This is a genomic window from Mesorhizobium sp. WSM4832, from assembly GCF_055811115.1.
Genome location: NZ_JBVVQH010000024.1, coordinates 1 through 19688 on the forward strand (window position 1 = coordinate 1; position 19688 = coordinate 19688).

At 64.0% G+C, this 19688-nt stretch carries 19 protein-coding genes, 1 pseudogene and 1 riboswitch; of the genes and pseudogenes, 10 read left to right on the forward strand and 10 right to left on the reverse strand.

The annotated features are described in order from the left end of the window. From AC0L2L_RS27575 to AC0L2L_RS27600, 6 genes and pseudogenes are all read left to right on the forward strand, one after another. A pseudogene (locus AC0L2L_RS27575) lies at positions 1 to 282 on the forward strand (S-(hydroxymethyl)glutathione synthase); the annotation flags it as partial. Positions 283 to 346: 64 nt separating this feature from the next. After that, positions 347 to 814 carry a YaiI/YqxD family protein gene (locus AC0L2L_RS27580; protein ID WP_473582970.1) on the forward strand — a complete coding sequence of 156 codons (468 nt, stop codon included), beginning with the start codon at positions 347 to 349 and terminating at the stop codon, positions 812 to 814. Between the two features lie 27 nt (positions 815 to 841). Further along, positions 842 to 1519: a DUF1345 domain-containing protein gene (locus AC0L2L_RS27585; RefSeq protein ID WP_473582972.1), complete on the forward strand. Its 678-nt coding sequence runs from the start codon at positions 842 to 844 to the stop codon at positions 1517 to 1519. Between the two features lie 102 nt (positions 1520 to 1621). Further along, the gene (locus AC0L2L_RS27590) at positions 1622 to 2494 is read left to right on the forward strand and encodes a cytochrome b/b6 domain-containing protein (RefSeq protein WP_473582974.1); all 873 of its coding nucleotides are present in this window, start codon (positions 1622 to 1624) and stop codon (positions 2492 to 2494) included. Between the two features lies 1 nt (position 2495). Then, the gene (locus tag AC0L2L_RS27595; protein WP_473582976.1) at positions 2496 to 3287 is read left to right on the forward strand and encodes a molybdopterin-binding protein; all 792 of its coding nucleotides are present in this window, start codon (positions 2496 to 2498) and stop codon (positions 3285 to 3287) included. Next, positions 3284 to 3715: a GNAT family N-acetyltransferase gene (locus tag AC0L2L_RS27600; RefSeq protein WP_473582978.1), complete on the forward strand. Its 432-nt coding sequence runs from the start codon at positions 3284 to 3286 to the stop codon at positions 3713 to 3715. Before AC0L2L_RS27595 ends, AC0L2L_RS27600 begins: the two co-directional genes overlap by 4 nt. A gap of 50 nt (positions 3716 to 3765) precedes the next feature. Here the strand turns inward: AC0L2L_RS27600 and AC0L2L_RS27605 are convergent, their stop codons facing one another. Continuing rightward, positions 3766 to 4329, reverse strand: a complete 564-nt coding sequence (locus AC0L2L_RS27605) for a DUF3011 domain-containing protein (protein ID WP_473582980.1) — start codon at positions 4327 to 4329, stop codon at positions 3766 to 3768. An 87-nt stretch (positions 4330 to 4416) separates the two neighbouring features. On the opposite strand from AC0L2L_RS27605, the gene AC0L2L_RS27610 reads away from it, so the two are divergent. Further along, positions 4417 to 5307 carry a transporter substrate-binding domain-containing protein gene (locus AC0L2L_RS27610; protein ID WP_473582982.1) on the forward strand — a complete coding sequence of 297 codons (891 nt, stop codon included), beginning with the start codon at positions 4417 to 4419 and terminating at the stop codon, positions 5305 to 5307. 47 nt (positions 5308 to 5354) lie between these two features. Here AC0L2L_RS27610 and AC0L2L_RS27615 read toward each other — a convergent pair whose 3' ends face one another. After that, on the reverse strand, positions 5355 to 6359 hold the full coding sequence (locus tag AC0L2L_RS27615; RefSeq protein ID WP_473582984.1) for a hypothetical protein: 1005 nt from the start codon (positions 6357 to 6359) through the stop codon (positions 5355 to 5357). Between the two features lie 210 nt (positions 6360 to 6569). Further along, positions 6570 to 6656: riboswitch (glycine riboswitch) on the forward strand. Between the two features lie 149 nt (positions 6657 to 6805). On the opposite strand from AC0L2L_RS27615, the gene gcvT reads away from it, so the two are divergent. From gcvT to gcvP, 3 genes are read left to right on the forward strand one after another with little or no spacing between them, the layout of a single operon-like run. Further along, positions 6806 to 7906 (forward strand): glycine cleavage system aminomethyltransferase GcvT, encoded by a 1101-nt coding sequence (gene gcvT, locus AC0L2L_RS27620; protein WP_473582986.1) that lies wholly within the window; start codon positions 6806 to 6808, stop codon positions 7904 to 7906. A 7-nt stretch (positions 7907 to 7913) separates the two neighbouring features. Further along, positions 7914 to 8282 (forward strand): glycine cleavage system protein GcvH, encoded by a 369-nt coding sequence (gcvH, locus tag AC0L2L_RS27625; RefSeq protein WP_473582988.1) that lies wholly within the window; start codon positions 7914 to 7916, stop codon positions 8280 to 8282. 16 nt (positions 8283 to 8298) lie between these two features. Then, the gene (gcvP, locus tag AC0L2L_RS27630) at positions 8299 to 11106 is read left to right on the forward strand and encodes an aminomethyl-transferring glycine dehydrogenase (protein ID WP_473582990.1); all 2808 of its coding nucleotides are present in this window, start codon (positions 8299 to 8301) and stop codon (positions 11104 to 11106) included. A 14-nt stretch (positions 11107 to 11120) separates the two neighbouring features. Here gcvP and AC0L2L_RS27635 read toward each other — a convergent pair whose 3' ends face one another. From AC0L2L_RS27635 to AC0L2L_RS27670, 8 genes are all read right to left on the reverse strand, one after another. After that, positions 11121 to 12296: a GGDEF domain-containing protein gene (locus AC0L2L_RS27635; protein ID WP_473582992.1), complete on the reverse strand. Its 1176-nt coding sequence runs from the start codon at positions 12294 to 12296 to the stop codon at positions 11121 to 11123. Positions 12297 to 12471: 175 nt separating this feature from the next. After that, positions 12472 to 12945, reverse strand: a complete 474-nt coding sequence (locus tag AC0L2L_RS27640; protein WP_473582994.1) for a tetratricopeptide repeat protein — start codon at positions 12943 to 12945, stop codon at positions 12472 to 12474. Positions 12946 to 13385: 440 nt separating this feature from the next. Then, on the reverse strand, positions 13386 to 14348 hold the full coding sequence (locus tag AC0L2L_RS27645) for a type II secretion system F family protein (RefSeq protein ID WP_473582996.1): 963 nt from the start codon (positions 14346 to 14348) through the stop codon (positions 13386 to 13388). A 1-nt stretch (position 14349) separates the two neighbouring features. Beyond that, positions 14350 to 15315: a type II secretion system F family protein gene (locus tag AC0L2L_RS27650; protein ID WP_473582998.1), complete on the reverse strand. Its 966-nt coding sequence runs from the start codon at positions 15313 to 15315 to the stop codon at positions 14350 to 14352. Between the two features lie 4 nt (positions 15316 to 15319). Continuing rightward, positions 15320 to 16741: a CpaF family protein gene (locus tag AC0L2L_RS27655; protein ID WP_473583000.1), complete on the reverse strand. Its 1422-nt coding sequence runs from the start codon at positions 16739 to 16741 to the stop codon at positions 15320 to 15322. Then, positions 16738 to 17952 (reverse strand): CpaE/TadZ family protein, encoded by a 1215-nt coding sequence (locus AC0L2L_RS27660; protein ID WP_027167354.1) that lies wholly within the window; start codon positions 17950 to 17952, stop codon positions 16738 to 16740. Before AC0L2L_RS27660 ends, AC0L2L_RS27655 begins: the two co-directional genes overlap by 4 nt. 13 nt (positions 17953 to 17965) lie before the next feature. Beyond that, positions 17966 to 18241 (reverse strand): hypothetical protein, encoded by a 276-nt coding sequence (locus AC0L2L_RS27665; protein ID WP_473583003.1) that lies wholly within the window; start codon positions 18239 to 18241, stop codon positions 17966 to 17968. 4 nt (positions 18242 to 18245) lie between these two features. Beyond that, a complete protein-coding gene (locus AC0L2L_RS27670) occupies positions 18246 to 19613 on the reverse strand; it encodes a type II and III secretion system protein family protein (protein ID WP_473583180.1) in 1368 nt (455 codons plus the stop codon). Between the last annotated feature and the right edge of the window lie 75 nt (positions 19614 to 19688).

Genomic DNA, 19688 nt, shown 5'->3' on the forward strand with positions numbered 1-19688 from the left:
GGCTGCGGCGTCCACATGTACGGCCCGGTCGAGCGCGACCATGCCTTCAAGGGCCTGTCCTTCATCCACCCCGAGCGCTTCGAGGAGGATGGCTGGTCGCCGCCGGGCTTTGCCGCGTTCGTCTCCTCGATCATCGAATCCGGCGTCGACCCGAGCCGCATGGCCGGTATCCGCGGCCAGCTGAAGTCGATCGGGCTCGAACCCTATGACTGCCTCAACCCCGGCCTGATGGACTATATGGCCACCTGGACCGCGAAGAAGACGGGAGCCCTGGCGGCCTGACAATCGCGAATTTCATGCAAAGGGCCGGCCAGCGCCGGCCCTTTTTGCACATTTGGAGCGACAATTGCCTGCACCTGTCATCTATGTCGACGCCGACGCCTGTCCGGTCAAGGCCGAGGTCGAGAAGGTCGCGGAGCGCCATGGCGTCGTCGTCACCCATGTCTCCAATGGCGGCCTGCGCCCGTCCCGCGATCCGATGATCCGCAACGTCGTCGTCTCCAAGGGCGCGGATGCCGCGGACGACTGGATCGTCGAGAACGCCAGGACCAACGACATCGTGGTGACGGCCGATATACCGCTTGCCGCGCGCACGGTTGCGCTCGGCGCGCATGTGCTTGGTCCCACCGGACGCCCCTTCACGCCGGAGACCATCGGCATGGCGGTGGCGATGCGCGACCTCAAGCAGCATCTGCGCGAGACCGGTGAAAGCCGGGGCTTCAACGCCAGCTTCACGCCAAAGGACAGGTCGCAGTTTCTCGGTGAGCTCGACCGCATCTTGCGGCGTGCCTTGAAATCCGTCACACCGGACTGATCCGAACGCCTTTCAGGAGGCCGGGCCATGGGTGACGATACATCCCTCAAGACGCCGATGCATCGGCACATGCAGTTCGCTCTGGCCGCGGCCATCGGCATCGTCGCGCTGCTGCTTGCCTTGCTGCTGCGCGCGCCGCTGCCCTACTCGATCGGCGCCAACGTGTTCTTTGTGAGCTATATCGCTCTGGTGCTCGCCTTGATGCCGAGCCTTACCGGCCGCTATCTCAGCAAGAACGCGCGCGCGACCGATCTGCCCGTATTGCTGATCTTCGCCGTCACGCTCTTCGTCGTCGGCGCGGCCATCGTCTCGCTGTTCCTGCTCATCAACCAGAAGGATGCCGCGCATGCCCTGCAACTCGCCTTTGCCATGCTGTCGATCCCGCTCGGCTGGTTCACCATCCATGCCATGGCGTCGCTGCACTACGCGCATGTCTATTGGAAGGATGGCGACGGGATCGATGAGAAGACCCAGAAGAAGATACCGGTCGGCGGCCTCGATTTTCCCGGCGGCAAGCGGCCGGAAGGTTGGGACTTCCTCTATTTCGCGACAGTGATCGGCATGACGGCGCAGACCGCCGACACGGCCGTCACCACCTCGCAAATGCGCCTTGTCGTGCTCGTCCATTCGATCCTGACCTTTTTCTTCAACACGGTGATCGTTGCGGCGGCGGTCAATCTCGCGGTCAGCCTGGGCGCCTCGTAATAAAACCGTGATCGCATGAAACATTGCCTTGTGCGGTGACGTATTGAGAGGAAGACAATGACCTGAAGAGGCCGCGAGCGATAACGCGGCTGGAGGACGATAATGGACTCTGCTCCCACGAGCCAACCCGCCGCCCAGAAGGACGCGAAGAACGCGACCCTCATCTACCGGCAGTCGCTCTGGACACGGCTGACGCACTGGCTGTGGGCACTCGCGCTGTTCTTCATGCTGCTGTCCGGTTTGCAGATCTTCAACGCGCGCCCGCAGCTCTATGTCGGCAAGGAGTCCGGCTTCGGATATAACAACACCATCCTCCAGATCGGGGCCGAGAACACCGATAAGGGACCGCGCGGCTTCACCGAAATCTTCGGGCATCGCTTCGACACCACCGGCGTGCTCGGCTGGTCGGGCCCCGCTGGCCAGGAGACGCCGCGCGCCTTCCCGGCCTGGGCGACGATCCCGTCCTATTACGACCTCGGCACAGCGCGCGTCGTGCATTTCTTCTTCGCCTGGGTGCTGAGCGCAACGCTGCTTATTTGGCTGGTCGCGAGCCTTATCAACGGCCATATCCGTCGCGATCTGGCGCCGCGCGTCGAGGATTTGCGCAAGCTGCGGCGCGATATCGTCGACCATGCGAAGCTGAAATTCCATCACACGCGCGAATACAACACGCTGCAGAAGATGGCTTATGGCGGCGTGCTCTTCGTGCTCTTGCCACTGATGATCGTCACCGGCCTCGCCATGTCGCCGAGCATGGATTCGGTGCTGCCCTGGCTCAACGAAATCCTTGGCGGCCGGCAGACGGCGCGCACCATCCACTTCACCGTCATGGTGCTGCTCGTGCTTTTCTTCGTCATCCACATCCTGATGATCCTCGCCGCCGGCCCGATCAACGAACTGCGCTCGATCATCACCGGCTGGTATCGCACTGACCCGCCTGCAAAGCATGATCAGCCAACCGAGAGGAGCGTCTGACATGGCAAAATTCCAGATCAGCCGCCGCAAGTTCTTGACCGCCAGCAGCCTTGGCCTGTCCGGCATCGCGCTGTCCGGCTGTGATGCCTTCGACAGCGGCCTCGGCATCGGCGGCGGGCTGCGCAGCTTCCTCGAAAATGCCAATGGCCTGACCTGGCGCGCGCAACGCCTGCTTGCCGGTCGCGACGCGCTGGCGCCGGAATTCACCGAGGCTGATATCCGCCAGCCACAGCGGCCGAATGGTGTCACAGCGCCCGACGATGACACCTACAAGGGCCTGCTCGCCAACAATTTCGCCGACTGGCGCCTGGAGGTCACCGGCCTTGTCGAGAAGCCACTGTCGCTGACACGCGAGCAGCTCCAGAACATGCCGAGCCGCACCCAGATCACCCGCCATGACTGCGTCGAAGGCTGGAGTTGCATCGCCAAATGGACCGGCACGCCGCTGTCGCTGGTGCTCGACCAGGCAGTGGTGAAGCCGCAGGCCCGCTACGTGATGTTCCACTGCCTCGACACGATCGAGCAAAGCCTGTCCGGCGACATCAAATATTACGGCACGATCGACCTGATCGACGCCCGCCATCCGCAGACGATTCTGGCCTATGGCGTGAACGACAAGCCGCTGCCCGTGGAGAACGGCGCGCCGCTGCGCGTGCGCGTCGAGCGCCAGCTTGGCTACAAGATGCCGAAATACCTCTACAAAATAGAGCTGGTCGACAGCTTCGCCACTATCGGCGGTGGCCGCGGCGGCTATTGGGAGGACAACGGCTACGACTGGTATGGCGGGATTTGACGGCCCCTCGCCTGCGGGCCGAACACGATCTTCCGGCAGCCGAGCTTGGCGCCATCGAGGAACAGCTCAACAGCGACAACCGGCGGCTAACCGGGCGCAATGACGACCGCAGCTTCGTCTATGTGCTGCGAGACGAAGCGGGGCGCGCGATCGGTATGGCCGCCGGTTATTCCTGGGCCGGCATCGCCGAGCTCGAGCTGATGTGGGTTGACGAGGCCTATCGAGGCCGCGGCCACGGCAGGAAGCTGCTCGACGCCTTTGTCACGGAGGCGGCCGCGCGCGGCGTGCGGCGAATATGGGTTTCGACCCATGACTTCCAGGCGCCGGGTTTGTACGAAAAAGCCGGCTTCGAGCGCATGGCCGAATTGACAGGATGGCCGGAAGGCCATTCCAACATCATCTTCTGCAAGACGGTAGTTCCCCGATAAGCAGCAGCCGGACAGGTCTGGCGTTCAGCATGCAGACCTTGGCGGCGCGATCATTCGTCGTCCTGCGTCTCGTCCGGATTATCCACCATGCAGCCGACGCCGTGGCATCCCTGATAGTTGCCGTGAGTATCGAAATTGGAATTGCCGTCCTTGTCGAACTGCGGCGTCGGGTCGATCCATTGGTCGTCGCGGCGCGGCCTCGGCCTCGGATAGTAATTGTCAGAATGGCGGCCATGCCTGTCATTGCTGTCGAGGATGGCGCCGACAATGCCGCCGACGATGATCGCGGCCGCCGCATCGCCTGGAGACGGCCTGCGGCCGGAGCCGGCAACCAGGAATTGCGCCGAGCAACCCTTGTCCACCCAGATGCCACCGCCGTCATAGCCCCAGCTTGTGCCGAACTGGCAACGCGACTTCGACAGCCGGTTGGTCAGTTGTACGCCGCCACGGGTGTCGACCCCGCAATAGGAGTAGCGGTAGTCGGAGCTTGAGCAGACCACGCGCATGGGACCCGCGGCCCGCGCGGCATCAGGTAGCAGCGACAGTTGCGTCGGATTGCCCAGGAAGCTGGCCAGCAACACCGTCGAACCGATCACCGCCATCCGCGCCGACATCGCAAGTCTCCAATTGGGTTCGCTATCGACAGAATGGCACCTCTGTGTAAGTCTTACAACCAGACAAGGTGCAGCGAGGATATATTCATGCGCGCTAACAAAATGATCGCGGCGATCATACTTGTTCTCTCCGCCTGGTTGGCGTTACTGCCAGCCCGCGCGGACGACAGCCTGAAGCGCGTTATCGACCAGAAGACACTGACGGTCGGCGTGGCGCTCAACCCGCCATGGATCCTCAAGAACGCGGACGGCAAATTCGCGGGCTACGATGTCGACCTGACCAGCGCCCTGGCGTCCGATCTCGGCGTCGACCTGAAGCTGGTCGAAGTGCCGTGGAACGACCTGAAGACACGTCTGCTCAAGGGCGATTTCGACCTGATCGCCGCAGGCTATGCCAGCACGCCGGAGCGCGCCCGCGAGGTCGTGTTCTCCAATCCGACTGGCACCGCCGACATCCGCATGGTGGCCTCGATCGCCGGCCTGGGCAAAAGGCCCGGACGGGCGCTGACAGCGCCGGGGTATAAGATCGCAGTGCTGTCCAATTCAACGGACGAGGCGGCTGCCAGGGAAGCCTTTCCGAGGGCGAACATCCTGTCGTTCGACAACACCGCCGATGTCTTTGCCGCGATCATCGGCGGCGACGCGCAGGCGATGGTCGCCACCTCGCCGACGCCGCAGATGGCGGCGAGGCTCTACGATGCGAAATTCAGGCTGGTCGGAGGCCCGCTGCTGCGCACGCCGGAAGCCTTCGCCCTGCGGCCGGACGATGTCCGCCTGTCCAATACGTCAACAACTGGATCGGCGCGCGCACCGCCGATGGCACCATCGCCGGTGTCCGCCGCTACTGGTTCGGCGGCTTCAAATGGATGTCGCGCTTCGACACTTCAGCCAAGCCGGAACAGACCAAGCCGAAGCAGTAAGCTTAAAGCGCGTCGCGTTGAACCGGATTCAGGCTTCGCGCTTAAGTCATTGTTTTGATGCATGTCGTTGTCCCAGAACCGGTGCGCACTTCTGGGCGACACGCATTAAGCCACCTTATCCAGCAGCGGCTTTAGCGCCGGATGGATTTCCGGCGAAGCGTGCTTGATCAGCGTCAGTAGGGCGCGTTCGTTGTCGCGCAGCGGCCGCTGGCCGCCGCCGACGCGCTCGGCCAGCCATTCGGCCTCGTCGGCGTCGACCGTCTCGGCGCGGCGGGCAAGCGCTTCGGCTGCCCGGTTCTTGGCTTCCCATTCAGCCTCGATATCGCCGGGCGAATGATAGGGTTCGAGGATCGCGGCAAACCCGCCCGAGACCATCCGGCTGAAGAAACCGCCAAGCGTCGGCGCGGCCTCATCGAGGAAGTTTTCGTGGCGCAGCGCCGCTTCGCGAGTCGGCGGTTCGTAGCCGGCCGAGCACATGACATAGTTAGCGATCGCCTTGACGAAGAGGTCGTTCCAGGAAGGGTCGTTGTCGGCGGCCGCGGTCCGGTCGTTGATCCTGAACAGGACCTCCGCCTCGACCTTGCTGATGGCTATGTTGCCGTCGCCGCCGTAAGCATAGAGGATGCGGCGCAGGAGATCGACCTCGGCCTTGGCGATATGGCCGGGAACCAGGCTGCCGCCGTGCATAAGCGGACCCTTGCCTTCGACCACCGCATGCGCGACTTGCTCCAGCGCATAGGCCGAAAGCTGTCCTGGCGAGGATTTCGCTTCCTCCAGCACATGCACCAGCAGTTCCAGCTCGGTGCGGCTGTCGACCATGCCGTCGCGTGAGACGGTGCGCACCAGCCAGTCGGCATTCTGCTCGGAGATATAGCCTTCCGGCTTTTCCTGGCGGACGATGTAGTCGGTCACCGCCTCGACGAAGAACGCCGCCCATTCGCCGCACTTGTCGCGCGCCGTCTGGTCGAGCGCGAACAGCGCCTCTGCCTCGCCGCGGCTCACCAGGCCGTCTGCGAAAACCTCGCGCCGCAGCATCGTCACGTCCTCGGCCGTGATCTTGTTCTTCGAGGTCAGCCCCGCCACCGGAGCGCTCATGATCAATTCGCCCATCTGCCGCCCCTGCCCGTCGCCCGTTGCCGGCGAACCCAGTGCATTAGCCCACCGAGCTTTATCAGCCCCACCGAGCTTTATCAGCATTGTCTTGAGAAACCGGCAAATGGCGTGGTTAGCGAAGACTTGTCGGCAACATGTCGCTGGGAGGTGACAAGGTGTCGCCGACAGGCTATGGATGGCGCGTCGAGGGCTCAGGCGACTGAGTCCTACCTGTTTGTGGGAGAGAGCAGCGCAAGCTGTCGCCGAAGGGGAAATCGCCCGAAATCTCTCAGGCAAAAGAACCGTGGACGGGGAAGACAACTCTGGAAAGTCGGGAATCTTCCCGCGCCGAAGGTGTAAGCGCTGCCGACAGAGTTACGGGGCGCAAGTCTCTCAGGCTTCAGACAGAGGGGCACGACTAGGCCGCCATTCGCGGTCGATTGTCGTGCGACTCTGGAGAAGACATGACCGACGAAGACACCAAGCATCTACCCCTCGAGGATTTTCATCAGGCCGCAGGCGCGCGTTTCGGCGCCTTCGCCGGCTGGTCGATGCCGCTCACCTACCCGCCCGGCGTGATGAAGGAACACCTGCACACGCGCGAGCGTGCCGGCCTGTTCGACATCTCGCATATGAAGCTCTTTGCGCTCAGCGGTCCGGGCGCCGCGGCGCTGCTGAACCGCGCCTGCCCGCTTGACGCCGGCGCGCTGGAAATCTCGCAGTCCAAATACACCTTCTTCCTCAACGAGGCGGCAGGCATCATCGACGACCTTATCGTGACGCGCCTTGGCGACGACCGCTTCATGGTGGTGGCCAACGCCGGCAACGCTGTCGAAGACGAAAAGCACCTTCTGGCGCTGGCCGCGGATTTCGACGCCAGAGTGGAACCGCTCGACCGGGTTTTCCTGGCGATCCAGGGGCCAGACGCCTGGGCAGCCCTTGCACGGGCCGGCATCGAGACCGGTTCGCTGCTCTTCATGCATGGTATCGAGCCTCGGCAAAACTGGTTCATGAGCCGCTCCGGCTACACCGGCGAGGACGGGTTCGAAATCGGCCTGCCGGAATCGGATGCCCGCGATCTCGTCGCCAGGCTCCTGGAAGACGAGCGCGTGCAGTGGATCGGCCTTGCCGCCCGCGACAGCCTGCGCCTCGAGGCCGGGCTCTGCCTGCATGGCCAGGACTTGACGCCCGAGATCGATCCGGCAAGCGCCGGCCTGATGTGGGCGATCGCCAAGGAAGTCCGCGCCGCCGGCCATTTCATCGGCGCCGACGCGCTGCGCTCGATCCTGGAGCGCGGGCCGGCGCAGAAGCGCGTCGGCCTGAAGCCGGACGGGCGCCAGCCGGTGCGCGCCGGCGCGGCACTCATCGATGCCGACGGCCATCCGGCCGGCCATGTCACGTCCGGAGGTTTCGGCCCTTCGACCGGTCATCCGGTCGCCATGGGCTACGTCAACACTGCACTTGCCAAACCCGGCACAAAACTGTTCGCCGATGTCCGCGGGACGAAAATCCCGGTCGACGTCACGACCCTGCCTTTCACCCAGCATCGCTACCGCAAAGGATGATTTCCAGATGGCAAAGACCTATTTCACTGAAGATCATGAATGGCTCCGCGTCGAAGGCGGCGTCGCCACTGTCGGCATCACCGACTATGCGCAGGAACAGCTCGGCGATCTCGTCTTCGTCGAGCTGCCGGAAATCGGCCGCAAGCTCGCCAAGGGCGATACCGCCGTCGTCGTCGAATCCGTCAAGGCGGCATCGGACGTCTACGCGCCAGTCGACGGCGAGATCACCGAGGCCAACACCACATTGTCCGCCGACCCCTCGCTGGTCAATTCGGCGGCGACCGGCGACGGCTGGCTCTGGAAGATGAAGCTGGCCAACGAAAGCCAGCTCGACAGCCTCATGGATGAGGCCGCCTACAAAGCCCATATCGGCTGATATCAGGATTTTGGAAATGACCGCAGCACCTATTCCCTTCTCCGCCCGCCACATCGGCCCCGGCGTCAGCGACGTCAGGGCAATGCTCGCCACCATCGGCGTTCCATCCGTCGAAACGCTGATCAGCCAGGCGGTGCCGAGATCGATCCGCCTCGACCTGCCGCTCGACCTGCCCGCGCCAGCGAGCGAAGCGGAAGCGCTGGCCGAATTGTCGGCGATCATGGCGAAGAACACGGTGCTTAAGAGCTTCATCGGCGCCGGCTATCACGGCGTCTTCGTGCCGCCGGTCATTCAGCGCAACCTGTTCGAGAACCCTGCCTGGTACACGGCCTACACACCCTACCAGGCCGAGATCAGCCAAGGCCGGCTGGAAATGCTGTTCAACTTCCAGACCTTGGTCGCCGAACTCACCGGCCTGTCGGTGGCGTCGGCCTCGCTGCTCGATGAAGCCACCGCCGTCGCGGAAGCTGTCGGCATTGCGCTGCGTCACCACCGCGACAAGCGCACCAAGGTAGCACTTGCCGGAACGCCGCATTCGCAGACACTGGATGTCGTGCGCACCCGCGCCGAGCCGCTCGGCATCGAGGTCGACGGCGAGACGATCGACGACAACACCGCGGCCCTGCTCGTCTCCTGGCCGGACACGTTCGGCGTCTACGGCGATCACAAGGCGGCGATCGAAAAGGCCCGCGCCACAGGCGCGCTGGTCGTCTTCATCGCTGACCCGCTGGCGCTCACCCTGACCGACGCTCCGGCAGCGCTTGGCGCCGATATCGCCGTCGGCCCGATGCAGCGCTTCGGCGTGCCGATGGGCTTCGGCGGTCCGCACGCCGCCTACTGCGCCGTTTCCGACAAATTGACCCGCCTGATGCCCGGCCGCCTCGTCGGCCAGTCCACCGACACCAAGGGCCGCCCGGGCTACCGGCTGGCGCTGCAGACGCGCGAGCAGCATATCCGCCGCGACAAGGCCACCTCCAACATCTGCACGGCGCAGGCGCTGCTGGCCAACATGGCGACTGCCTATGCGATCTGGCACGGCCCCGCCGGCCTGCAGGCGATTGCCAGTCACGTCCACGGGCTGGCCGACCGCCTCGCTTCCGGCCTCGAGGCCGCGGGCGTTGCCGTGCTCGGCGCGAGCCGCTTCGATACGGTGACGGCGCAGGTGAAAGGCAAGGCCGCTTCGCTTGCGCAAGCCGCCGAGAAGACCGGCCGGCTGCTGCGCGTCATCGATGCCGACCATGTCAGCATCGCCTTCGACGAAACCTCGACGCAAGCCGATCTCGAGGCGATCGCCGGCCTCTTCGGCGCCAAGCCGGGCGCGGAACGCGGTTCGATGCCCGGCAAGCCGCGCGGCAAGGAGTTCCTGACCCAGCCGGTCTTCCGCGAGAACCACTCCGAGACCAAGATGATGCGCTTCCTGCGCCGGCTGGCCGACAAGGACCTCGCGCTCGACCGCGCCATGATCCCGCTCGGATCCTGCACCATGAAGCTCAATGCCGCCGCCGAGATGATGCCGGTGAGCTGGCCGAATGTCGCCAACCTGCATCCCTTCGCGCCGGCCAGCCATTCGGCCGGCTACCGCGCCATGGCCGGCGACCTTGAAGCCTGGCTGTCGGAGATCACCGGTTTCGACGCCGTCAGCCTGCAGCCCAATGCCGGCAGCCAGGGCGAATATGCCGGCCTGCTCGCCATCCGCGCCTATCACCGCGCGCGTGGCGAAGGCCATCGCACCGTCTGCCTGATCCCGTCTTCCGCGCATGGCACCAATCCGGCGAGCGCGGCGATGGCCGGGATGAGCGTCGTCGTCGTACGCTGCGCCGAGGACGGCAGTATCGACATGGACGATATGAGGGCCAAGGCCAACGAGCATTCCAAGAACCTCGCGGCGCTGATGTTCACCTACCCCTCGACGCACGGCGTCTACGAGGAAGGCGCGCGTCACCTCTGCGCCTTGATCCACGAGCATGGCGGCCAGGTCTATTTCGACGGCGCCAACCTCAACGCCCTGGTCGGCCTCGCCCGTCCCGGCGATATCGGCGCCGACGTCTGCCACATGAACCTGCACAAGACCTTCTGCATCCCGCATGGCGGCGGCGGCCCGGGCGTCGGTCCGATCGGCGTCATGGCGCATCTGAAGCCCTATCTGCCGGGTCATGTCACGGAAGGCACGGCGCATGCCGTGGCGGCCGCGCCCTTCGGCAGCGCTTCGATCCTGCCGATCACCTGGATGTATATCCGCATGATGGGCGGCTCCGGCCTGAAGCAGGCGACCGAGACGGCGATCGTTTCGGCCAACTATGTGGCGACGCGGCTCGCGCCGCACTTCCCGCTCCTCTACAAGGGCCGGAGCGACCGCATCGCGCATGAGTGCATTCTCGACACCCGCGTGCTGAAGGAGAGCGCCGGCATCAGCGTCGACGATATCGCCAAGCGCCTGATCGACTACGGCTTCCACGCGCCCACCATGTCGTTCCCGGTTGCCGGCACGCTGATGGTCGAGCCGACCGAGTCCGAGCCCAAGCGCGAGCTCGACCGCTTCTGCGAGGCGATGATCGCCATCGCCGGCGAGGCGGCGAAAGTGGCCAAGGGTGAGTGGCCGCCCAACGACAACCCGCTGGTCAACGCTCCGCACACCGCGGCCGAAGCGCTTGCCGGTGAGTGGAAGCATCCCTACTCACGGCTGGAGGCGGCCTATCCGACGGGCGACGCCGATCTGGCGGCGAAATACTGGCCGCCGGTATCGCGCATCGACAATGTCGCCGGCGACCGGAATCTCGTCTGCTCCTGCCCGCCGCTGTCGGAATATCTCGGCGCCGCAGAGTAGACGCTGACGTTTGCTCAGGCCGAACGTAGCGCCGGCCCGGCATCGGGCTGGTCCGCCTTGTCGTCCTGGGCGATGACCCGGTTGCGCCCTGCGCGCTTGGCCGCATAAAGCGCCGCGTCGGCTTGCGCCAGCACCTCGTCCAGGGAGCGGCCCGCGGCCGAGCCAAACCCCATGCCGCCGCTGACGCTGCTGCGCAGCGGGCCGCGATGGGTCGCGACGACCTCGGTGCCGAAAGCGACGCCGATCCGGCTTGCCATGTCATGCGCCTTTTCCGGCGTCACGCGCGACATGACGAGCGCGAATTCCTCGCCTCCCAGCCGGAAGGCATCGATCCCCGCCTTGCCGTACTTCTTGATCACCACCGCGAAGCGGCAAAGAACCTGATCGCCGACGGGATGGCCAAAGACGTCGTTGGTCGTCTTGAAATGGTCGAGGTCGAACATCGCGATCGCCATGAACGGACCGAAGCTTCGATCGCCGTAAAGCTCGTTGAGCGCCCTGCGGTTCATCAGGCCGGTCAGTGGATCGGTCATGGTCTCGGCCTTGAGCTCGATCTGCGCCTGCAGATGGTGCAGCGAAAGCGTCAGCGCGCCGAGGCCGGTCATGCAGGCGACCGCGATAACGGAGTTCAACCGCTCCGCCCAGTTGTCGGGCGCGGCGCCAAGCACCCATTGCCCGTGGACGAGCAGCTCCAGGGCACATAGCGCGAAGGACAGGCCGCAGGCTCCGCTTAGGAAGGAGACGACCAGGAGGATGCGGCGGTCGTGATCGCCCTTCATCCAGAACATCGCTCCGATCGCTGCGAGCAGCGCCGTCACGGCCGCGTAGGTGATCTGGAAGCCGATGCCATCGAAACCGAGATAAGTGACGATCGCGCAGACGGCCATCGCAGCCAGCGTCGGCGCGATGGCGCGGCGGAAGTTGCGGAAGCCGAGATACTGCATGGCCGACATGCAGATGACCAGGAACCCCAGGGTGAGCAGCGCGAGCACGACCTGGCACAGCCAGGGGCTGGCATCCCTGGTGTAGCGCCAGAACGCGACGACGTGGGCGACGAGCACGAAGATGCCGCAGGCAACCGTGAGCACGAAGCGCGCCCGCGGCGTGGTGAGCCAGATCGCAAACATGGTGATGCTGAGGCAGGTGCCCGACAGTGCCGCCGCGAGCAGGAGCGAACTGAAATCCAACATCGGTGAAGAACTGCCTCTAGCGAGTGCCCGTCGCCCCTCAATGTAGGCAGGCGGCGGTGGGCGCAAACCGTTTTCGGCGGATGCCCAACGCTACCTCGATACAGGGTTTACAAAGCGTCGACACGTGAGGCGAAATCCCTTGACAGTACACGGGATACGAGAATCTGGAACGCTATCAGCCCTTGTCGAGCAGCGCCAGATTGGCATCGACCACCGTCTGGTCGGCCATGCCGGCCTTGGCCTCGAGCAGCAGCGCGCGCGCCTTTTTCCTGTTGCCGCGCAGAAGCTGCGAATAGCCCATATTGTTGACGATCTGCGGCTTGCGCCCGGCGACCTTCAGCAGCTGCGCATAGGCGCGGTCGGCGAAGTCGAAACGGCCGAGCTCGTCATAGGACGCGGCAAGCCCCATCCAGGCCTCGGCATTGTCGGATTTGAGTTCGACCGCCTTGCGGAAATGCTGTTCGGCAAGGCCGAAATTCGCCTCGCGGAACTGCGCCTTGCCTTCGACGAGGTCGCTGGCGCTGACATCCTTGGCCACCGGCTGGATCGCTGTGGTCTTGGTCGTGTCGACGTTTGCGTTCGTCGTGCAGCCGGTGATCATCAAGACGGCTGCCAACGCCGCCGCTGCCCTGGGAAGTCTCTGACGCATGCCCCTGCCCCATCGCCCGATTTGCCGGGTCGTTCTTCAGAAAAGACCATACAAGGGAGCGATTAAGCTTCGGTGCCGAAACGCAGCTAAATTTCGGTTGTATGCCAAGGATGCGTTAACCAGTGCTGGCGCCCTGAGCCATGCCCGGATTCAGGTCAGGCCGAGTCGAAAACGGTGGTTTCCGAGAACTGGAGCGGAGCGTACTTGAAGTACGTGAGCACCGGCCCACGCCGGCTGTAGCCTCAATTTATGCGCACGCCACCCGCGAGTGCTTCGGCCGGCGAAGTCCGGAAGCGCAGGAAGCCGCCGTTTGCAGACCGGGCTCACCTGAATCCCTAATGCATGTCGCCCAGAAGTGCGCAGCGGTTCTGGGGCAACGACATGCATAAAAACAAAGACTTAAAGCGTATCGCCTGAATCTGTTTTCGGCGCGACACGCTTTAGTGCGCCGTCAGTTTCACGATGATCGGTATGATGGCGATCATCAGCACCACCGGCAGGATGCAGACCGTTACCGGGACCGACATCTTGGCCGGCAAGGCATGTGCCTTCTCCTCGGCCAGCGACATGCGCTTGTGCCGCATTTCGTCGGAAAAGACGCGCAGCGAGCCCGACAGGCTGGTGCCAAGCTCCTTGGATTGCTGCAGCAGCGTGGCGAAGGAGCGCACCTCGTCGAGGCTGAGGCGGTCGGCAAGCGCCTTCAGCGCGTCGTCGAGGCTGCGTCCGGCCCGCAATTCCAGCGACACCAGCATCAGGTTCTGGCTGAGCGACGGATAGGTCCTGGCAAGCTCCTTGGAGACCCGCTCGATCCCCGCCTCCATGCTCATGCCGGCATCGGAGCAGACGATCATCAGATCCATGAAGTCGGGAAAGCCGTTGCGGTATTCGCGCATCTTTTCCCGAACCTTCTGCGTCAGCACCAGGCCAGGCAGGAAATAGCCGCCGGCGCCTGACAGGATAATGAAGGTCCAGCGGCTGGTCATGGTCGACTCGGCGCTCGCCGCCCAATGATTGATGAGGAAGGCGCCTATCGCCCCGCCGACCAGGGTGCCAAAACGGACCAGGAAGAACATGCCGACGGCGCGCGGCTCCATATAGCCGGCCTGGATGAGCTTCATGCGCAGCCGCGCGACATTTTCCGGGTCGCTCTTGGCATAGAATTCCTGTGCCCGCTTCATCGCCTTCTCGCGCACGGCATTGGTGTTCTTCTTAGGCGTGGGCTCGACCTGCTCGACCGGCCGCACTGCCTCCACCTTCAGCCGGCGCTTGACGTCGCTGCGATCGCCCTTGGCAAGCACCAGCGGCCAGGCGACAGCGCCGCCGCCCAGCACAAGAAGCAGCACGGCAACCGGCATCAACGAGGCCGGCGCGAGCGAAGCGAGGAATCGGATGACATCTTCCATCTCAGAACCTGAAATTCGACATCTTGAACATGATGGCGTTGCCGAGCAGCAGCCAGATGATGGAGCCGCTCAGCATGTACCAGGTCTTCGGCACGTCCCAGACATCTCGGTAGAACTGCGGCATCAGCACCATGATGGCGGTGAACAGAAGCGCCGGCACCGCGGTCAGGATATAGGCCGACATGCGGCCTTCCGTCGAAATGGCGCGCACCTTGCGGCGCAGCTTGCCGCGATCCCGGATCGTCGCTGACAAGCCGTCCAGGATCTCGCGCAGATTGCCGCCCGAACTGCTCTGGATAGACACCGCCGTGACGAACAGCGGCAGGTCCTCGTGACCCACGCGGTCGAACAGGTTGTTCAGCGCCGAGACCAGGTCGGAGCCATAGGTCACCTCGTCGGCGACGACGCCGAACTCGGTGCCGATCGGGTCGGCCATCTCGCGCGACACCATGGCAACGGCCACCGGCACCGGATGGCCGGCCTTCAGGCCGCGCGTGATCAATTCAAGCGCCTCGGGCAGTTGGATGCCGAACCGCTTGTGCCGGCGCTTGCGCATGAAGCGCATTGCCATCACTGGAAGCACCGGCAGCAACACCAGAAGCAGGATCAGGCCGAACAAGAGCGGCAAGCCCTTCCAGATCGCCAAAAGCGCCAGCGCGAGAGCGATCCCCGATGTGATCATCAGGAACTTCGGCAGCGGTGTGGTCATGCCGGACTGCGTGCGCAGGGCGCGGAAGCGGTCCGGCGAAAAGATGGAGGTGGCACCGTCGATCCCGCGCTCCTTGCGAAGCTGGATCAGCACCTGCTCCTGGCTGATCTTGTTCTCCGCGAGCTTCATGCGGCGGTTGATCGCCGTGCGCTTGTCGCTGCGCCCGGCATAAAGCAGGTAGCAGCCCTCGGCGATCATGATGCCGGTGAGCGCCGCCGCTGCGTACACGACGTAGATCGGGCTGAAACCCTCCAACACCGGCCTAGTCCTGCGGCCGGCCGGGCTCGAAATACCTGCCCGGGAATTCGATGCCCATGTTGCGCAGGTCCTCGAGGAAGCGCGGACGGATACCGGTCGCCTCGAAGTGGCCGAGGATCTTGCCGTCCGCCTCCATGCCGGTGCGCACGAAGCGGAATATCTCCTGCATCTGGATGACGTCGCCTTCCATGCCGGTCACCTCGGCAACGCTGGTCACCTTGCGCTTGCCGTCGGAAAGGCGTGTCAGCTGGACGATGATGTCGAGGGCGCTGGAAATCTGGCTGCGGATCGACTGCACCGTCATCGGCATGCCGGTCATGCCGAGCATCTGTTCCAGACGCGAGATGGCGTCACGCGGCGTGTTGGCATGGATGGTGGCCATCGAGCCTTCATGGCCGGTGTTCATCGCCTGCAGCATGTCGAAGGCTTCCTCACCGCGGCACTCGCCGAGGATGACGCGGTCAGGACGCATGCGCAGCGCGTTCTTGACCAGGTCGCGCTGCTTCAACTCGCCATGGCCCTCGATGTTGGCCGGGCGCGTCTCCATGCGTGCCACATGCGGCTGCTGCAATTGCAGCTCGGCCGCGTCCTCGATGGTGATCAGGCGCTCGTCTTCGGGAATGAAAGCAGACAGTGCGTTGAGCATCGTCGTCTTGCCGGTGCCGGTGCCGCCAGAGATGATCGTGGTCTTGCGGGCATGCACCGCCGCCGCCAGCACCTCGGCCATGTTCTGGGTGATGGCGCCGAATTCGACCAGCTTGTGCAGGCCGAGCTTGTTCTTGGAAAATTTGCGGATCGACACCAGAGGGCCGTCGACGCCGACCGGGCGGATGGCGGCGTTGAAGCGCGAACCGTCGAGCATGCGGGCGTCGACCATCGGCTGCGATTCATCGACGCGGCGGCCGACAGCCGCGACGATTTTATTAATGATTCGAAGCAGATGCGCTTCATCCTTGAATGGGATATGGACCTGCTGCAGCTTGCCGCGCTTTTCGACGAAGCAGTTCTGGTGGCCGTTGATCAGGATATCGTTGATCTCAGGGTCCTTGAGCAGCGGCTCCAGCGGGCCGAGGCCGACCATCTCGTCGACGATGTCGTCGACCAGCGAGTCGAGCTCGGCGATGTTGATCGCCATCCGCTCCTCGCGCGTCTTTTCCGAGACGAACTCATGCACCTGCCGGCGCATCTCATCCTTGGGCAGCCGCTCCAGCGCCACGAGGTTGATCTCTTCGAGCAGCATGCGATGGATACGCACGCGCGCATCTAGCACCTTGTTGGCGCTTTTTGCCGGCGCGGCTTCAGGCTTCGGCGGCGCTGGCTTGCGGGTCGTCGGAATGATCACGGCATGGTGTGCGACAGGCGCTGGTTCGGGCGCCCGCAGGGGGCGGACGTCGCGGCTCTGCAGGTTGGAAAAACGACTGGTCATCCTGCCTTCCTCTTCAGCAAGCCCTTGCCCAGGCCGAACAGCGACTTCGACCTGACCGCGGTCTGGACGGCCTCTTCCGGCAGGATGATCTTCTTCAGGTCGTTGACGACATTGGCGTTGGGGTCGATGGCGTGCAGCGGCACGCCGCGGTCGACGGCCTCGCGCACCAGCCGGTAATTGTTGGAGATGCCGCCGACGAAATGCTCGCCGAGTATGTCCTGGACATCGGCCGCCTTGATGCCGCTGTCGAACATCTTCTGCTCGAAGCGGTTGACGATGACGTTCGGCTTTACTTCCTTGCCGGCGGTCTCATAGACGGCCTGGATGAGACGCTGCGTATGGCGCAGGCAAGGCACCGTCATCTCGGCGACGATGTAGAGCTTGTTGGAACCCAGCAGCACCGTCTCGGTCCACGGGAACCAGGTGCGCGGCATGTCGATGACGACATTGTCGAAATAAGCCGCCACCAGGTCGAGCATGCGCACCACCACATCGGTCTTGAACGAGCGCATGTCCGAGGGGCGCGTCGGCGCTGCAAGCACGCACAGCCCGCTCGCATGCTTGGACAGCATCACGTCGAGCAGCTGCCGGTCGAGGCGTTCCGGCTGGTTCTCGATTTCGGTGATGTCGAAGCGCGGTTCGAGGTCGAGATATTCGGCGCAGGCGCCCTGCTGGAAATTGAGGTCGACCACGCATGTCGAGGCGCCGCGCGTCACTGAATGATGCAGCTGGAAGGCCGTCTGAAGGGCGAGCGTGGTGGTGCCGACGCCGCCGGCGGCCGGCATGAACGTATAGATGTGCGATTCGGTGTTTTCTTCCCGCCCCGGCCCCTGCAGCGCACGGATGGCGGAGCGCACGAGGTCTGCCGTCGTAATCGGCTTGACCAGGAAATCGGCGACCTTGAGCTGCACCAGGATGCGCACAGCCGCCGCGTTGAATTCCTGGGTGACGACGACCACCGGAATGCGGCCTTCCAGCCGGCGCATGACGCGCTGCAGCGACTCGATCTCTTCGAGCTTCGCCGCATCCATGTCGACGATGACCGTGCCGAAATCCGCCTCGAGGATCTCGCCGCGCAGCTCGTTGATGCTTTTCTCGACCGTCAGAAGCTCGATGACCTCGGACGCGGTGAAGGCCGTGCGCGTGTCCTGCACAAACGCCCTGTCGGTGGAAACGAGCAGGATTTTCTTGGTCTTGGTACCAGATGCCATCGTCGTCAGCCCATCAGTCCGATGTCGTTGATGATGATGCCGTCGGTGCCGGCCCGGAGCCGGCTTTCGCACCGACGGCAGCGCTCTCGGAACCCGGACGCTGGGCCGGCACCAGAAGCCTGGTGTTCTGGACACCGTACTTCCAGGGATCGACCATCTGCATGGCCGTGTTGGCCGCCTGCGCGTTGCCGACGCCAGGCGTCACCCCTTCGGTGCGCACATAGTCGTCGCTGGTGCAGCCGCTGGCGAACCCGGTCAGCAATAGAACAGTCCAAAGGGCGGTGCGCATGGCCTTAGTCCTTCGGCAAATCGAGGAAGTGGCCGGACGTGCTGGCGGCCACCGGGCGGGCGGCGCTGCCGTCGGCCAGCGCCACCGGACGCTTCGGCGCCGAGGCGTCCACCTCGTCGGTGTTGTTGAGGAAATAGTCGGCGGGACTTGCCGGCTGGGTGCCATCGGTCGGCATGGCCATCTTCTTCGACGGATCGACCGGCTTGACCAGGTAAGGCGTGACGATGATCACCAGATCGGTCTCGCGGCGCTGGTAGGATTTCGAGGAAAACAGCGGACCGAGCACCGGCAGCCTGCCTATGCCCGGCACCCGCGATGTCGTGATGTCGTTCTGCGACTGAAGAAGACCGGCGATCATGAAGCTCTGGCCGTTCTTGAGGTCGACCGATGTCCTGGCTCGGCGCACGATGAAGGCCGGAATGGAAATGCCGCTGCTGACCTGGATGGAAGCAGACGGGTCGATCGAGGACACTTCCGGCGCGATGTCGAGGCTTACCAGCCCGTCCTTCAGCACCGTAGGCGTGAAATCCAGGCCGACGCCGTATTTCTTGTAGGTGACGCTGATCTTGCCATTCTCTTCGGAAACCGGGATCGGGAACTCGCCGCCGGCAAGGAAGCTCGCCGTCTGGCCTGAACGTGCAATCAGGTTCGGCTCCGCAAGCCGCCGCGCCAGACCGCGTTCCTCGAGCGCCTTGATGGCGATGTCGATTGACACGCCGTTCGACAGCAGGCTGCCGATAATCTCGCCTGTTCCGGCGGCCGTCAGATCTCCCCCGCCCGGGTTCAGCACGACTTTGCGGTTGCCGATGCCATAGGCGAAATTGGCTGCATATTTGGCGCCGAGATCCTGGCCGGCCTGGCGGTTGATCTCGACGAAGCGGACGTTGAGCTGCACCTGTTGCGAGGACGAGATGTTGACCGAGTTGATAACTTCCTCGTTGCCGGAAAAGCGCGACGCGATCTTGCTGGCCTTGTCGGCGGCGACCGCATCGTCGGCCTCGCCCGACAGCACGACGCGGCCGTTTGCCGAACCGACCTTGATCTTGGCGTCGGGCACGCTGGCGCGGATGGTGCTGGCCAGCTGGTCGGTGTCCAGCGTCACCTCGATATCGATGGTGCCGACTAGCTGCTTGTTCTGGTCGAACAGGGCGATACCGGTGGTGCCCAGATTGTTGCCCAGCACATAGAAGGACTTGTCGGTCAGCGGGTTGACGTTGGCTATCTCCGGATCGCCGATGACGATCTGGTAGAAGGCGGCGCTCGTCATGATCGTCTTCGGCTTGCCCTTGGCCACCTTGATCGAGCTGTTCTTGTTCGCCGAAACGTAGACGACATCGTTGTCCGCCCTTGCCGGCGCGGTGAAGCCAGGCATCGCCAGCAACGCCACCAGCGTGATCGCGCCGAGAAGGCGCCATCCTCCGGTCGTCCGAAATGCATCAAACCCAAA

What these genes read in the sequence shown, in the direction of transcription:
- AC0L2L_RS27585 (WP_473582972.1), top strand. Translation starts at nt 842, where the DNA reads ATGGGTGACGATACATCCCTCAAGACGCCGATGCATCGGCACATGCAG.
- AC0L2L_RS27590 (WP_473582974.1), top strand. Translation starts at nt 1,622, where the DNA reads ATGGACTCTGCTCCCACGAGCCAACCCGCCGCCCAGAAGGACGCGAAG.
- AC0L2L_RS27595 (WP_473582976.1), top strand. Translation starts at nt 2,496, where the DNA reads ATGGCAAAATTCCAGATCAGCCGCCGCAAGTTCTTGACCGCCAGCAGC.
- AC0L2L_RS27605 (WP_473582980.1), bottom strand. Translation starts at nt 4,329, where the DNA reads ATGTCGGCGCGGATGGCGGTGATCGGTTCGACGGTGTTGCTGGCCAGC.
- AC0L2L_RS27610 (WP_473582982.1), top strand. Translation starts at nt 4,417, where the DNA reads ATGCGCGCTAACAAAATGATCGCGGCGATCATACTTGTTCTCTCCGCC.
- AC0L2L_RS27615 (WP_473582984.1), bottom strand. Translation starts at nt 6,359, where the DNA reads ATGGGCGAATTGATCATGAGCGCTCCGGTGGCGGGGCTGACCTCGAAG.
- gcvT (WP_473582986.1), top strand. Translation starts at nt 6,806, where the DNA reads ATGACCGACGAAGACACCAAGCATCTACCCCTCGAGGATTTTCATCAG.
- gcvH (WP_473582988.1), top strand. Translation starts at nt 7,914, where the DNA reads ATGGCAAAGACCTATTTCACTGAAGATCATGAATGGCTCCGCGTCGAA.
- gcvP (WP_473582990.1), top strand. Translation starts at nt 8,299, where the DNA reads ATGACCGCAGCACCTATTCCCTTCTCCGCCCGCCACATCGGCCCCGGC.
- AC0L2L_RS27635 (WP_473582992.1), bottom strand. Translation starts at nt 12,296, where the DNA reads ATGTTGGATTTCAGTTCGCTCCTGCTCGCGGCGGCACTGTCGGGCACC.
- AC0L2L_RS27640 (WP_473582994.1), bottom strand. Translation starts at nt 12,945, where the DNA reads ATGCGTCAGAGACTTCCCAGGGCAGCGGCGGCGTTGGCAGCCGTCTTG.
- AC0L2L_RS27645 (WP_473582996.1), bottom strand. Translation starts at nt 14,348, where the DNA reads ATGGAAGATGTCATCCGATTCCTCGCTTCGCTCGCGCCGGCCTCGTTG.
- AC0L2L_RS27655 (WP_473583000.1), bottom strand. Translation starts at nt 16,741, where the DNA reads ATGACCAGTCGTTTTTCCAACCTGCAGAGCCGCGACGTCCGCCCCCTG.
- AC0L2L_RS27660 (WP_027167354.1), bottom strand. Translation starts at nt 17,952, where the DNA reads ATGGCATCTGGTACCAAGACCAAGAAAATCCTGCTCGTTTCCACCGAC.
- AC0L2L_RS27665 (WP_473583003.1), bottom strand. Translation starts at nt 18,241, where the DNA reads ATGCGCACCGCCCTTTGGACTGTTCTATTGCTGACCGGGTTCGCCAGC.
- AC0L2L_RS27670 (WP_473583180.1), bottom strand. Translation starts at nt 19,613, where the DNA reads ATGCCTGGCTTCACCGCGCCGGCAAGGGCGGACAACGATGTCGTCTAC.